Origin of the sequence: Christiangramia gaetbulicola (assembly GCF_003054225.1) — a bacterium.
In the GTDB taxonomy this organism is placed as follows: domain Bacteria; phylum Bacteroidota; class Bacteroidia; order Flavobacteriales; family Flavobacteriaceae; genus Christiangramia; species Christiangramia gaetbulicola.
Genome location: NZ_QBKQ01000001.1, coordinates 720,649 through 734,340 on the forward strand (window position 1 = coordinate 720,649; position 13,692 = coordinate 734,340).

At 40.1% G+C, this 13,692-nt stretch carries 12 protein-coding genes; 7 read left to right on the forward strand and 5 right to left on the reverse strand.

The genetic code is table 11. The features are described from left to right. Positions 1-8: 8 nt before the first annotated feature. The 7 genes from C8P64_RS03250 (at position 9) to C8P64_RS03280 (ending at position 7,111) form a co-directional block, all read left to right on the forward strand. Positions 9-947 (forward strand): mevalonate kinase family protein, encoded by a 939-nt coding sequence (locus tag C8P64_RS03250; RefSeq protein WP_108170610.1) that lies wholly within the window; start codon positions 9-11, stop codon positions 945-947. A 9-nt stretch (positions 948-956) separates the two neighbouring features. Beyond that, complete coding sequence (locus tag C8P64_RS03255) at positions 957-1,862, forward strand: geranylgeranylglycerol-phosphate geranylgeranyltransferase (protein ID WP_108170611.1); 906 nt, start codon at positions 957-959, stop codon at positions 1,860-1,862. A gap of 80 nt (positions 1,863-1,942) precedes the next feature. Then, positions 1,943-2,827 (forward strand): pseudouridine synthase, encoded by an 885-nt coding sequence (locus C8P64_RS03260; protein ID WP_108170612.1) that lies wholly within the window; start codon positions 1,943-1,945, stop codon positions 2,825-2,827. 273 nt (positions 2,828-3,100) lie between these two features. Then, positions 3,101-4,504, forward strand: coding sequence for an arginine decarboxylase (locus C8P64_RS03265; RefSeq protein ID WP_108170613.1), 1,404 nt, complete (start codon positions 3,101-3,103; stop codon positions 4,502-4,504). Positions 4,505-4,550: 46 nt separating this feature from the next. Next, entirely contained in the window at positions 4,551-5,426 is an 876-nt protein-coding gene (speB, locus tag C8P64_RS03270; RefSeq protein WP_108170614.1) for an agmatinase, read from the forward strand. Further along, a complete protein-coding gene (locus C8P64_RS03275; protein WP_108170615.1) occupies positions 5,419-6,390 on the forward strand; it encodes a deoxyhypusine synthase family protein in 972 nt (323 codons plus the stop codon). Before speB ends, C8P64_RS03275 begins: the two co-directional genes overlap by 8 nt. A gap of 82 nt (positions 6,391-6,472) precedes the next feature. Then, a complete protein-coding gene (locus tag C8P64_RS03280; RefSeq protein ID WP_108170616.1) occupies positions 6,473-7,111 on the forward strand; it encodes a lipid-A-disaccharide synthase N-terminal domain-containing protein in 639 nt (212 codons plus the stop codon). Here the strand turns inward: C8P64_RS03280 and C8P64_RS03285 are convergent. From C8P64_RS03285 to C8P64_RS03305, 5 genes are read right to left on the reverse strand one after another with little or no spacing between them, the layout of a single operon-like run. Further along, a complete protein-coding gene (locus tag C8P64_RS03285; RefSeq protein WP_108170617.1) occupies positions 7,089-8,522 on the reverse strand; it encodes an MptA/MptB family glycosyltransferase in 1,434 nt (477 codons plus the stop codon). The genes C8P64_RS03280 and C8P64_RS03285 overlap by 23 nt on opposite strands. A 35-nt stretch (positions 8,523-8,557) precedes the next feature. Then, on the reverse strand, positions 8,558-10,024 hold the full coding sequence (locus C8P64_RS03290) for a cellulose synthase family protein (protein ID WP_108170618.1): 1,467 nt from the start codon (positions 10,022-10,024) through the stop codon (positions 8,558-8,560). Beyond that, positions 10,021-10,713: a glycosyltransferase family 2 protein gene (locus C8P64_RS03295; RefSeq protein WP_108170619.1), complete on the reverse strand. Its 693-nt coding sequence runs from the start codon at positions 10,711-10,713 to the stop codon at positions 10,021-10,023. Before C8P64_RS03295 ends, C8P64_RS03290 begins: the two co-directional genes overlap by 4 nt. 59 nt (positions 10,714-10,772) lie before the next feature. Beyond that, positions 10,773-12,368 carry a 4Fe-4S binding protein gene (locus C8P64_RS03300; protein ID WP_108170620.1) on the reverse strand — a complete coding sequence of 532 codons (1,596 nt, stop codon included), beginning with the start codon at positions 12,366-12,368 and terminating at the stop codon, positions 10,773-10,775. Continuing rightward, positions 12,368-13,657 carry an NAD(P)/FAD-dependent oxidoreductase gene (locus tag C8P64_RS03305; RefSeq protein ID WP_108171262.1) on the reverse strand — a complete coding sequence of 430 codons (1,290 nt, stop codon included), beginning with the start codon at positions 13,655-13,657 and terminating at the stop codon, positions 12,368-12,370. The genes C8P64_RS03300 and C8P64_RS03305 overlap by 1 nt, the downstream gene beginning before the upstream one ends. Positions 13,658-13,692: the final 35 nt, after the last annotated feature.

Sequence of the window (13,692 nt, forward strand, 5' to 3'; positions counted from 1 at the left end):
AGATACTTATGAAAGGACCACTATTCTATTCTAAAATCCTTCTCTTCGGAGAGTACGGAATCATTAAGGATTCCAAGGGTTTGTCTATTCCTTATAACTTTTATAATGGTGCTTTGAAACTGGATGAAAATCCAAATGAAGCAGCCAGAAAGTCTAACGAGAATTTGAGAAAATTCGCTTCTTATCTGGATGCGCTTCAACAAAACAATCCAGATTTGGTACAATTTGACCTGGAAGATCTAAGAGAGGATATTTCTAAAGGAATGTATTTTGACTCCAGTATTCCACAAGGATATGGTGTTGGAAGTAGTGGTGCATTGGTTGCTGCGATCTACGATAAATACGCAAAAGACAAGATCACGGTGCTGGAAAATCTTACCCGTGACAAGCTTTTAAAGCTTAAAAAGATCTTTGGCGAGATGGAATCTTTCTTTCATGGAAAGTCTTCTGGTCTGGATCCTTTGAACTCTTATTTGAGCATCCCGATCCTTATAAATTCAAAAGAAAATATAGAACCGGCTGGCATTCCTTCTCAAACCGAGAATGGTACTGGGGCGGTTTTTTTACTCGATAGCGGTATTACCGGGGACACTGCTCCCATGGTAAGTATCTTCATGGAAAATATGAAACAGGAACCTTTCAGAAAAATGCTGAAAGACCAGTTCGTAAAGCAAACAGATGCCTGTGTTGATGATTTTCTAAAAGGCGATGTGAAATCTTTATTCTCAAACGTAAAGAAACTTTCTCATACTGTACTCGACAATTTCAAACCAATGATCCCGGCACAATTCCATAAACTTTGGAAAAAGGGGATCGAAACCAACGATTACTACCTGAAACTTTGTGGTTCTGGTGGCGGCGGTTATATCCTTGGATTTACAGAAGATATAGAGAAAGCCAGAAAAGCACTGAAAGACTATAATTTAGAAGTAGTTTACAACTTCTAAATAAATCCTATGTCGGCTTCAGCTAACAAGCGCTTACTTCTGAAAATATTCAGTCTTTTTTCAGTAGTAAGGGGATATAATATTCTGGTAGTTGTAATCGCTCAGTACCTAACTTCAGCTTTTATACTTGCTCACGAAAAACCTCTTAGAGAGGTGCTTTTTGATCCCAACCTATTCTTTTTGATCCTGGCCTCCTCGAGCACCATTGCCTCGGGATATATCATAAATAACTTTTACGACAGTGAAAAGGACCTTATAAACAGGCCCAAGAAGACTATGCTGGACAGGGTTGTGAGTCAGCGTACTAAACTGTCGGTTTATTTTATGCTGAATTTTGCGGCGATCTTCTTTGCGAGTTATGTTTCTTTTAGAGCAGTGGTTTTCTTTTCGATTTACATTTTCGTGATCTGGCTGTATTCTCATCGGCTTAAAAAGATACTTTTCTTGGGGAACCTGGTAGCCTCCATACTTACGATCACTCCATTTTTCGTGATCTTCGTATATTATAAGAATTTTGAGACCGTCATTTTTATCCACGCCACTTTCCTTTATTTAATGATCGTGATGCGGGAACTGGTCAAGGATCTCGAAAATATGCAGGGAGACCTGGTGCAGAATTACAGGACCATCCCACTGGTATATGGCGAGAAGTGGAGTAAATTTTGCCTGGCTGTTTGCAGTATCGTGGCCATTGTCCCAATTTACCTTCTTATCACCAGGTTTAAGCTGGGATACATGGACTATTACTTCTATGTTTCTTTCATTCTTCTTATTATTTTTCTCCTGATGCTTTATTTTAGTAAGGCGAAATGGCAATACCTGTTACTTCATAACATTTTGAAGTTGATAATTGTAACAGGGGTTTTCAGCATATTATTAATAGATCTCGATGAGGTTATAAACCGGGTTTTTTAGGTAAACCCCTCAGTCTAAAACTTTTCTCAAATACTTGGCTTCCTCATTTGGGATAATGTATCTTTGCAAAAAATTAAGCAATGAGCAGGAACGACAGATCTTCAGGCAAAAGTAACAGACCATCAGGTAGTAGAGGTAAAAGATCTACCGATGGGAAACATAGCGGAAGACAGGGTGGCGGATCAATGAAAAAGTCCTACGCCCGTGGAAATGCACCCATAAAGAAATCTATGGAGAAAAGTCCGTTGTCTAATACTGAAGGAATCAGACTTAATAAATATATCGCGAACTCGGGAGTTTGCTCCCGTCGTGATGCAGATATGTACATCGCTGCCGGTAATGTGACCGTGAACGGTAAGACCATTACCGAAATGGGTTACCGCGTTAAACTGGAAGATGACGTTCGTTTTGATGGTAGAAGATTGAATCCAGAGAAACCGGAATATATCCTGCTAAACAAACCGGCCGGATTCTTCGTTACTGGGAATCCTGAAAAAGGTGGAAGAACCGTAATGGAACTTATTTCCAGAGCCACCTCGGCAAAAGTTAGCCCGGTTGGAAAACTGGACAATCAGGCGAAAGGGCTGTTGCTTTTCACCAATGACGGGACTTTAGCAAAAAAGCTGGCCAAGCCTAAGAATGGGATTCGCCAGATCTATCATGTAACCCTGAACAAGAACCTCTCTCAAGAAGATCTTGACAATATTCAAAAAGGAGTTTACATCGAAGGCTCTAAGGTGATTATTACCAATGTTAGCTTTATAGACGACAAACCGCACAACGAAGTTGGTATAGAATTATACAGCATCAAGGAACATATCGTGACCAGGATCTTTAAAAGTTTAGGCTACGAAGTTGAAAGTCTTGATCGTGTAGTTTTTGGCGGACTTACCAAGAAGGATCTTGCCCGTGGAAGACATAGAAATCTTACTGAGCAAGAGGTAATTAACCTCGGAATGCATTAGTATTTTTTTTGCCTTTTCATACTATTTTTTTAATACATTTACCACGTCAAAAAGCGAGGCTGAACTGTCAGCTTCTTTTCGATTTTATGTAATTGAATAGAATTATTTCTTTTGAATCTGAATACGCTTCAGATGTTATTATTCAAAGTGCTCGAAACCCTTTCGACCGCACCCTGGAATCCCGGATACTTTTTCTTAACATTAATTTACCAGTTGATCTTTTTGACCCTATAAATTATTCTCTAATTTTTAGCTCTAAATTTTTATAACAAATTGAATACCAAGTACAGCGATCTAATCGACCAAACCTACTACTTCCCGCAGGAAGAATTTAACCTGGAAGGAACCCAATTAAAATTTCATGATATCGATCTTATGGATCTGGTAAAGAAATATGGGGCTCCCCTTAAATTCACTTATCTACCTAAAATATCACAGAATATTGGCCGCGCGAAGGGATGGTTTAAATCTGCTATTGAAAAACATGATTATAAGGGAAGTTACAATTATTGCTATTGTACCAAAAGTTCTCATTTTGAGCATGTTTTAAATGAAGCCTTAAAAAATGATATTCATATCGAGACCTCTTCAGCCTTTGACATCAACATTGTTGAAAAACTGAAGAAATCGGGCAAGATCTCTGATGATAGATGGGTGATCTGTAATGGTTTCAAAAGAGATGAGTATATAGAAAATATCAGTCGGTTATTAAATGGAGGACACAAGAACTGCATCCCGGTGATCGATAATTATGAAGAACTGGACCTGCTTTCAGAAAAGATCAATGACAAATTCCAGGTTGGGATTCGTATTGCTTCTGAGGAAGAACCAAAATTCGAATTCTATACTTCCAGACTGGGAATAGGTTATAAGAATATCGTTCCTTTTTACAATAAACAGATCAAGGAAAATGACCAGGTAGAGCTAAAAATGCTTCACTTTTTTATAAATACCGGCATACGTGATACGGCCTATTATTGGAACGAATTAAATAAATGTTTGAAGGTTTATATCGCATTAAAGAAAGTTGCGCCACACTTGGATAGCCTGAACATTGGTGGTGGATTCCCAATAAAGAACTCACTAGCCTTTGAATATGACTATGCTTATATGGTAGATGAGATCATTAATCAGATCAAACTTACCTGTGAAGAAGCCGAGGTAGATGTACCGAATATCTTTACTGAATTTGGAAGTTTTACCGTTGGAGAAAGTGGTGGAGCGATCTACGAAGTTCTATATCAAAAACAACAGAACGATCGTGAGAAATGGAATATGATCAACTCATCTTTCATTACTACCCTTCCAGATACCTGGGCGATTAGTAAGAAATTCGTAATGCTGGCAGTGAACCGCTGGAATGATGAATATGAAAGAGTTCTACTGGGTGGTTTGACCTGTGATAGTGATGATTATTATAACTCAGAGCAGCACACCAATGCGATCTACCTGCCTAAATTCAGGAAAGACAAACCTCTATATATTGGTTTCTTTAATACCGGAGCTTACCAGGATACCATTGGTGGATTTGGCGGATTACAACACTGTTTGATCCCTCAGCCAAAACACATATTGATAGACAGAGACGAAAACGGCGAATTAACCACCAGTTTGTTCAGCGAGCAGCAAAATTCTGAAGATATGCTGAGCATCCTGGGTTATGACCGAAACAATTAATATTTTATAACTTTAAAAATCAACTAACTAATCAATTCAATTAGCCATGAGCAAAAAGAATTATGCCGGGATACCCGATAAACACGCTCGTATAGACGAAGCAAAAGTGGTATTGATTCCTGTTCCATATGATGGTACCAGTACCTGGCAAAAAGGCGCCGATAAAGGCCCTGATGCATTTTTGAACGCCTCCGAGAATATGGAGTTGTACGATATCGAAACCCGTAGTGAGGTGTATAGACAAGGGATCTACCTTGCTCCTCCTGTAACTGAAGATTCTTCACCAGAAAAGATGGTGGAAGCGGTTTACAAAACCACTAAGAACTACATTAAACAGGATAAGTTCGTGACCCTTTTTGGAGGGGAACACTCTATCTCGATTGGAAGCATCAGAGCATTTAACGAGTCTTTCGAAGATCTTACCGTTGTGCAAATAGATGCCCATGCCGATCTTAGACCGGAATATGAAGGCTCTAAATGTAACCACGCCTGCGCTCTACACGAAGCAAGTAATACAACGAATTTAATTCAGGTAGGAATTCGTTCTATGGATATTTCAGAAAAAGACCATATGGACGAAAACCAGGTATATTTTGCTCATGACCTATACGAAGACTGGCAGGATGATGCCATTGGCCAGATGACGCCTAACGTGTTTATTACGATAGACCTGGATGCATTTGACCCAAGCATCATGCCTTCTACGGGAACTCCGGAACCGGGAGGATTGTTCTGGTATGAAACACTGGAATTCCTGAAAATGATGTTCAAAAAGAAAAATGTTGTAGGATTCGACATTGTAGAGTTATGTCCAAATGAAAATGAGAAATCCTCAGATTTCCTTGCGGCAAAACTTTATTACAAGATGTTGAGCTACAAATTCAAATACCAAAATTTCAACGAAGAAGACGAAGATGAGTAAAGGACAAATATCTCAATTCATTGAGAAATATTATTTACACTTTAACGCAGCGGCATTAGTAGATGCGGCCAAAGATTACGAAAAACAACTGGAGAACGGCTCAAAGATGCTGGTTTCCCTTGCCGGTGCGATGAGTACCGCAGAGCTTGGGAAGATCTTTGCAGAAATGATTCGCCAGGATAAAGTTCATATCATTTCCTGTACGGGTGCAAACCTGGAGGAGGATGTAATGAACCTGGTTGCGCATTCACATTATAAAAGAGTTCCTAACTATCGTGACCTTACTCCACAGGAGGAATGGGATCTATTGGAAAAGGGACTTAATCGTGTGACCGATACCTGTATTCCTGAAGAAGAAGCTTTCAGAAGAATCCAGGAGCATATCTTCAAGATCTGGAAAGATGCTGAAGAAAAAGGAGAACGCTATTTTCCGCATGAATTCCTGCACAAACTGCTTTTAAGCGGAGTAATGGAAGAGCATTATGAAATAGATCTTAAAGATTCATGGATGTATGCTGCAGCCGAAAAGAACCTGCCAATGGTAGTTCCGGGCTGGGAAGACTCAACGCTTGGTAATATTTTCGCCTCTTATGTATTGAAAGGTGAATTAAAAGCCAGCACGATGAAGTCTGGTATCGAGTATATGACTTTCCTTGCCGACTGGTATACTGAAAACTCAAAAGAAGGAATTGGATTCTTCCAGATTGGTGGAGGTATTGCCGGGGATTTCCCTATTTGCGTGGTGCCAATGTTATACCAGGATATGGAAAGAACAGACACTCCTTTCTGGAGCTATTTCTGCCAGATCTCAGATTCAACCACCAGCTATGGATCCTATTCCGGAGCGGTTCCAAACGAGAAGATCACCTGGGGTAAATTAGACATCAATACTCCAAAACATATCATAGAAAGTGACGCGACTATAGTTGCTCCCCTTGTTTTTGCATATTTACTGGATATGTAATTAACAAATAATTGCCATCAGTTGAAGCTGCTCAAAATTATAATTTGATTAATATTGAGCAGCTTTTTTATTTTAAGACCTTATGCAAAACTGGCCCATTTTCGCAATTGGCTTCTTAGCCCAACTTCTGTTTTCGGCCAGACTGATCTCGCAATGGTTCTTATCTGAAAAATCTCAAAAAGTAGAAACTCCGGTCTTATTCTGGAAGCTCAGCCTGTTAGCATCCATCCTTCTATTTACTTACGGATATTTACGTGAAGATTTTGCCATTATGCTTGGACAGTTCCTGATCTATGGCATTTATTGGCGTAATCTAAATCTTATGGGGGAATGGAAAAAAAGGAACATTTTCTTTAAAGCGCTTATTGTAATTTTCCCTTTTGCCATCGCTGCCTATATCCTGTTTTTTGGCTCTCTAACCTGGTCTGATGTACTTTTAAAGACCGACAATATTCCCGGCTGGTTGATAGGCCTGGGCATCCTCGCACAGATCGTTTATACCTCAAGGTTCTTTTACCAGTGGTATCATTCTGAAAAAACTCAGGAATCCTCTCTACCTATGGGTTTCTGGATCTTAAGCCTGATCGGTTCTATTCTATTATTTTCCTACGGAATATTCCGTCATGACCCTGTTTTGATCGCGGCGCATTTCTTCGGGGCGATCATTTATATGCGGGACATGTACCTCCTGAAAAATACTAATAAGCAGGTGAAGGCTTAGCTTGCTTAAATAAATCCTTTACAAGAAAGAAAAATACGATCACATATTCCATAGCGAGTAGCCACATACTTTCATTGTATTCAGGATTGGAATAGGCGTAGTAAGAAAGCATTACTACTACCGTCCATACAAGTACATACCTTATCCCTGTAAACAGGCTTAGAAGCAAAGGAATCGCCAGATACCATGGATGTACCGTAGTTGAAAGTAGCAGATAGGCGGTAACAGCAAGAAGCATGTTGGTTATAAGCTGTTTTGTATTTCGATATCTTCTGAAGAAGCTAAGACCAAGGATTATCAGAATCGTGATGATAGGCAGTACCTTCCCGGCAGTTTCAATAATGTTATAGCCCTTTACCTGGAATCCGAACCAGCGCACGATATAGTAAATGCTGGCATTGAACTCGAATTTTCCAAACCACAGGCCTACGCTACTAAGAAAGTTAGAAACCACTTCTTCGGAATAAAAAGGAAGAAATGAAATAAGTACTGTTGAAATACAAACTACATAATATAACAGAAGTCTCCAGAAACCGTCCATCCTTCGACTGCGCTCAGGATAACTAGTTTTTATGCTATTTATATTCTCATTTGATTGGTTTGTCCGGCTGAACGAAGTCGAAGCCTTAATAAAATACCTGAATAACAAAGGCAGGAACATCAGTGGCAATAGTTTAACCGAAACTGACATTCCTAATATAACTGCACTCCAAAACCACTTTCCCTTATGAAGTAAATAGACCGAAAGCACCAGCAAAAAGACCATGACCGCTTCAAAATGAAGATTTCCGGTCATTTCAATAATGATAAAAGGATTCAGAATATACCAGAAGATCCGGTGTTCGGGAAGCCCCATGGAATTCAACAATTTTCTTCCGAAGATAAGTGTACCTATATCTGCCAGGATGATGAACAGCCTGAAAACGATAACAGACCCAAGAATACTTGATGAAGATATCCAGCCTGCAACCGCAAAGATCAATTGATTAAGTGGAGGATAGTTTGAAAAATTACCAGCGCTTAAACTGCCCATTCCAGCGATCAGTTCTCTTGCCTGTGGAATTTTAAAGTTTTCAAGACCTATCAACTCATCTGGAATGTATTGGTAAGGATTCCATCCGGCAGCGATCAATCTTCCATCCCAGATAAACCTGAAATAATCCTGGGAAAGATTCGGTAAAGCCAGAATAAAGACAAGCCGGAATATTATGGCCAGGCCAGTAAGTAGGCGCAGGTCGGTCTTTAGTATCTGAACCAGTTTAAAACTCAGGAAACATAAAGCAGCATAAAGGCTGATCAGTTTAAAGAAATCTGCCCTGTTCAAACCATATGCAAAAGAAAAATAGAAGGCGACACAGGAAAGTGCCAATAGAATTGGGATCTTATAAAGTTTAAATAATCTTAGATCCATTTAGGAGGGCTGGGTTTCAGCTAAAATAGAAAAAATTATGCTCTCAGACTTTTAAAGAATACAAAGCCAAAACCGGTAAAAAGCATCAGGTGGAAAACCAGCAACCCGTAATCATTCAGTTTGAAAGCACTCCAGATCGCAAATCCAAAATAAAGAAACAGCAGGCCTTCGATGATCAGGTTTTTCGAAAATTGGTTCGTAAGGTAACGGTTGCCTTTCCAGGAATCTTTAATGGAATTCACGTTGAATTTCGGAGTTCTGATAAATTCAGACCTCTTACCAAAATGACCTTCCAGCACGGCCAGCGAATTATGAACTGAAAAGCCCATTGCGATGGAAAAAAATGTAATGAACATCCCCACAAATTTGAAAAAGCTCTTTATTCCCTTTCCATGAATTTTAGTGTAGGCCACGTAGTAACATGCAAAAAAGATAAGCGTGCTAATAGCAAAACCTGCCAGCACATTGAAATACCAGGAAAAATCTGGATTGTTATGTTTTATGTACAACACAGGCACGCTCAATACCGCCAGTAAAAGCACGATAAGAAACATACTGGAATTCAATAAATGGAAAAAGCCATGGAACTTGGTCGAAAAAGAAACAGACCTGTCTTTTAACAGCTTCCCATAGTTCTTTCTGAAATTCTCTGCCGCTCCCTTATTCCATCTGAATTGTTGACTCCTGGCGGCACTAATCACCACTGGAAGTTCGGCAGGAGTTTCCACATTTTCAAGATATTTGAATTCCCACTTCTTCATCTGGGCGCGGTAACTAAGATCAAGATCTTCAGTAAGCGTATCTCCGCTCCAGTTCCCTGCGTCAAGAATACATTCCTTTCTCCAGATGCCCGCAGTTCCATTGAAATTGATAAAATTCCGGCCAAAATTTCTACCGGTTTGCTCAAGTATAAAATGAAAATCCAGGGCAAACGCTTGAATTCTGGTCAAAAGCGAATAATCTCTATTCAAATGACCCCAGCGGGTTTGCACCACCCCTATCTTCTCATTTTTAAAATATGGCAAGGTTTCCATCAGCCAGTTTTCACCCGGCACAAAATCGGAATCAAAGACCGCGATAAATTCTCCTTTAGCGATCTTTAGACCTTCTTTTAAGGCACCGGCTTTAAAACCAGTTCTATTTTCACGTCTTATATGCTGAATATCAAGACCCTTTGATTGTAGGTCCTTAATAATTTCAGAGGTCTTTTCGATCGAATGGTCTGTGGAGTCGTCCAGAACCTGGATCTCAAGTTTATCTTTTGGGTAATTGACCCTGGCAATATTCTTCAGCAATCGCTCAACTACATAATATTCATTGTATAGGGGTAACTGTATGGTGACCTGAGGCAATTCTTCCGTAGAAAAATCAAACTTTTCGGCATCATCGGTGGTTTTGGTCGCCTTTAGGTAATTTATAAGTAAATGAAGCTGGGAAAGGCTGTAAATGAAAATAACGAGTAAGGCAAGAGTATAAATTATGATTACCGCTAAATCTATCATTTAAAACTGTATTTAAAAATCCAACCAAGAATCTTCACGCCTGCAAAGATAGCACCTTTGATTGTTCCTGAAACTTTTGATACTCCAATCCTGTTCTTATAATGCACCGGCACCTCGGCGTAACTTAGGTTTTGTCGTAAAGCTTTCAACTGCATTTCAACTGTCCAGCCATAAGTTTTGTCCTCCATGTTAAGCTGAAGCAGTTTATCATATTTTATCGCTCTGAAGGGACCAAGATCTGTAAATCTTGAATTGAAGAATAGTTTCATCAACGTAGTGGCCAGTTTATTTCCAAAGATCTGCGGAGAGGTCATCGATCCATCTTCTCTCCATTCTGCAACCCTTGCTCCTACTACAAAATCTTTATCTTCCTGAAGAATAGGCTCAAGGATCTTATGCATTTCTTCAGGATAATCTGAATAATCCCCATCCAGAAATACGATAATATCAGGTTTTTGATCCAGTTTCGAAATATAATCCATCCCTTTCAGGCAGGCATAACCATATCCTTTTTGAGGCTCATGAAGTACCGTGGCTCCAGCATTTCTGGCATTCTGCTCGGTATCATCGGTAGAGTTATTGCTCACCACGATCACCTCATCTACAAATTCCGGAATTTCCCTGATCACATAAGGGATGGATTCGGCTTCGTTAAATGCTGGGATTATTACCTTGACAACAGGAGGCATGGGGGTGTGCAAATTTCAGGTTTTTAAAGAGGTGCAAAAATAAGCTAATTCCTTAGAATCTAGTTGCTCTTTTGCTTGATGAGATCCAGCAGATCCACATTATCACCTAAAACAGCCTCTTCAGAAGATATCCTGTTCTTCTGCGATCCGTTTTCCAGTTTTAACACTCCGCGAGGACAAACCGCCGAACAAATTCCGCAGCCAACACAACTTGATCTTACAATGTTTTCGCCTTTCTGTGCATAGGCTCTTACATCTATCCCCATTTCGCAATAGGTAGAACAATTTCCACAGGAGATACACTGCCCTCCATTTGTGGTAATCCTGAATTTAGAAAAAAGACGCTGTTGCATCCCCAGAATTGCCGCCATAGGGCAACCAAACCTGCACCATACACGGTTACCAAAAATAGGATAGAAACCAGTTCCTATCACTCCGCTAAAAATTGAACCGATCAGGAATCCGTAAGCCACGCGTAAAGTTTCGGCATTAAAAAGAAATAGATTACTACCGCTCATATAATGAAAACCTATCAGTGAAATTATGATCACCAGGTAACCGATCGCTCCATATCGTGCATCCTTTTCCAGCTCTTCTCTTTTAAAATACCATATACCGGCAAAAAGCAAAGTAAGAAAGACTCCTACTGCGATTAGAAATACATCCCGGTTCAACCAGTATTTATCTGCATCATAACCAAGATAAGAATAGATCACTGCCGTGGTCATAAGGACCACAAATACCAGCACGCTATGAATTACCCAGCGCTCCACCTTCCAGGCAAAAAGACTTTTATCTGATAAATGTCGGTAAGGATCTCCGGCAGTTTCGGCCAGGCCACCACAACCACAAACCCAGCTACAGTACCAGCGTTTACCGTATTTGTAGGTTAAAATCGGGGTAATTATAAAGATAGATGCGATCCCAAAAAACAATAGGATCATACCAACTGTACCGGCAGAAATGAATTCATCTACCCGGTATTGCTCAAAATTATAATAGTTAAGCGGCCAGATATTCTTAAGATCGTAATATGGAAGCGAGAAACCTTTTCCGTTCAACCGCGCCATGAGTTCTGGTATTAGAAAAGCAAAAGCCGTTTGAAAAAACATGACCGAAACGGTCCTGAGCTTTTCATAGCGGTTGTGCCGATATTTCCACATGAACTTTACCCCGAAGGCAAGAATCGCAATGGTGTAAAGCGTTCCATAGACAAACCATTGGCTTGCCGGATTTCCACTTAGAAGTTTACTAAATGGATCAAAAAGCGCAATCAACCCGGTATTATCCCCTTCAGCTCTTAAGCCAAGATATTGCGGATATAAATATAGAATAATATAAAAACCCGTGAGGGAGATCCCTACCAGCCAGGCCAGGAAGCCTCGATTCGTCATGGACTTGAACCAGATACCATCATTTTTTATTCCCGGATGTTTATCTGCATAAGATGCTTTCGCAAACCAGACGATCCCTGCAAAAACAGAGATCAGCGAGATGCTAAGCCAGAGTGTTTTATTGGGAAAGTTTAGATTGAAAGTTGCCAGTAATAAAATAAAGAGCCCCGACATACCCAGTAATGTTGAGAGTTTCTGCTGAGTGTTCAGTGCACTGGGAGCGTCTCCCGTGAGTGACATATTATGTTCTATTCTGCTCATTATTCTGCTTCCTGTAAGTTATTCTTAAAACTTCTGAAGATCTCATCTTCGTGTCTATCATAAAATTCCGGATCAAAATTCGCCAGTTTCAGGTTGGCGAGAACATGATCAATTTTTCTATTCTTATTAAGCCATAGATCAATCACCTCCTGCCGCATTCGTATCCCAAAAGTATTTATGCCCAGGAATTCCCTGGTTTCAGTATCAAAAGCAATAGTAATTGCTTTCAGGCCAGACTCATGTTGCCAGTGAAAATGTTGTTCGTTCACCTTTGGTTCGGGCCACACCCATCCATAGGTCTGATATTCGATATCAAAGAATTTAGCCGAATTGAACCAGTTTCCCGGTTGATAGGCGGTCCTTATTCCGGTTAAAGTTCTTGCCATAGTTTCACCCATGATCCTGCCGGTATACCAGACAGCTTCCACGGGTTTCCTTGAACCAATAGCCTCTCTTTGCTGGGCACAATCTCCAATAGAATACACATCAGAAATATTGGTTTCCAGAAATTCATTTACCAGGATCCCTCGGTCGGTTTCAAGTTGAGAATTCTTGAGAAAATCTATATTCGGCCTAACTCCTGCGCAAAGACCTACCAACTGGCATTCTATTTCCTCACCATCACTTGTTCTTACTGCTCTAACTCTTCCATTTTCATCTGAAAGGATCTTATCAAGTTCGGTATTATGCCTTAGATCAACATGGTGTGATCTTATATGTTCTGAGATCATTTTAGCTTCTGGTAAGGGCAGTACGTTATTCCAGAAGGCCTGTTCCCTGACCAGGAAAGTAACTTCAATTTCCCTTTTTCTAAGCATTTCAGCCAGCTCGACACCTATTAATCCGCCACCTACGATCACGGCCTTTTTTGTATAAGCTGTATTTTCTTCCAGTTCTATCAGGTCCTGCTTGGAGACCAGTCCCTGTACACCTTTCAGATCTTCACCTTCCCAGCCAAACTTATTATAAACGGAACCTGTCGCAATCACCAGTTTGTCATAATCCATGGAATCTCCTGTAGAAAACTGTAATTTCTTATTATCAAAATCGATTTTCTCAACCCAGGCTTTTTTTAATTCGATGCGATTCTTCTCCCAGAACCAGTCTTCATAAGGCTTCAAGTGATCCCATTTCATATGGCCCATATAAACATACATCAAAGCGGTGCGGGAAAAGAAGTAATCAGATTCACCTGAGATCACAGTGATCCTGTGGTCGGAAAGTTTACGGACATGCCTGGCGGCCGTGACCCCTGAAATTCCGTTCCCAATAATTACGATATGCTCCATTAATTTTTTATAATTTGGCAGAAGGCCAGACAGCA

Bases quoted from the DNA above. Each gene is read 5' to 3' on its own strand.
- C8P64_RS03305 (WP_108171262.1), bottom strand. From the start codon at position 13,657: ATGGAGCATATCGTAATTATTGGGAACGGAATTTCAGGGGTCACGGCC.
- speB (WP_108170614.1), top strand. From the start codon at position 4,551: ATGAGCAAAAAGAATTATGCCGGGATACCCGATAAACACGCTCGTATA.
- C8P64_RS03300 (WP_108170620.1), bottom strand. From the start codon at position 12,368: ATGAGCAGAATAGAACATAATATGTCACTCACGGGAGACGCTCCCAGT.
- C8P64_RS03275 (WP_108170615.1), top strand. From the start codon at position 5,419: ATGAGTAAAGGACAAATATCTCAATTCATTGAGAAATATTATTTACAC.
- C8P64_RS03260 (WP_108170612.1), top strand. From the start codon at position 1,943: ATGAGCAGGAACGACAGATCTTCAGGCAAAAGTAACAGACCATCAGGT.
- C8P64_RS03250 (WP_108170610.1), top strand. From the start codon at position 9: ATGAAAGGACCACTATTCTATTCTAAAATCCTTCTCTTCGGAGAGTAC.
- C8P64_RS03280 (WP_108170616.1), top strand. From the start codon at position 6,473: ATGCAAAACTGGCCCATTTTCGCAATTGGCTTCTTAGCCCAACTTCTG.
- C8P64_RS03255 (WP_108170611.1), top strand. From the start codon at position 957: ATGTCGGCTTCAGCTAACAAGCGCTTACTTCTGAAAATATTCAGTCTT.
- C8P64_RS03290 (WP_108170618.1), bottom strand. From the start codon at position 10,024: ATGATAGATTTAGCGGTAATCATAATTTATACTCTTGCCTTACTCGTT.
- C8P64_RS03295 (WP_108170619.1), bottom strand. From the start codon at position 10,713: ATGCCTCCTGTTGTCAAGGTAATAATCCCAGCATTTAACGAAGCCGAA.
- C8P64_RS03285 (WP_108170617.1), bottom strand. From the start codon at position 8,522: ATGGATCTAAGATTATTTAAACTTTATAAGATCCCAATTCTATTGGCA.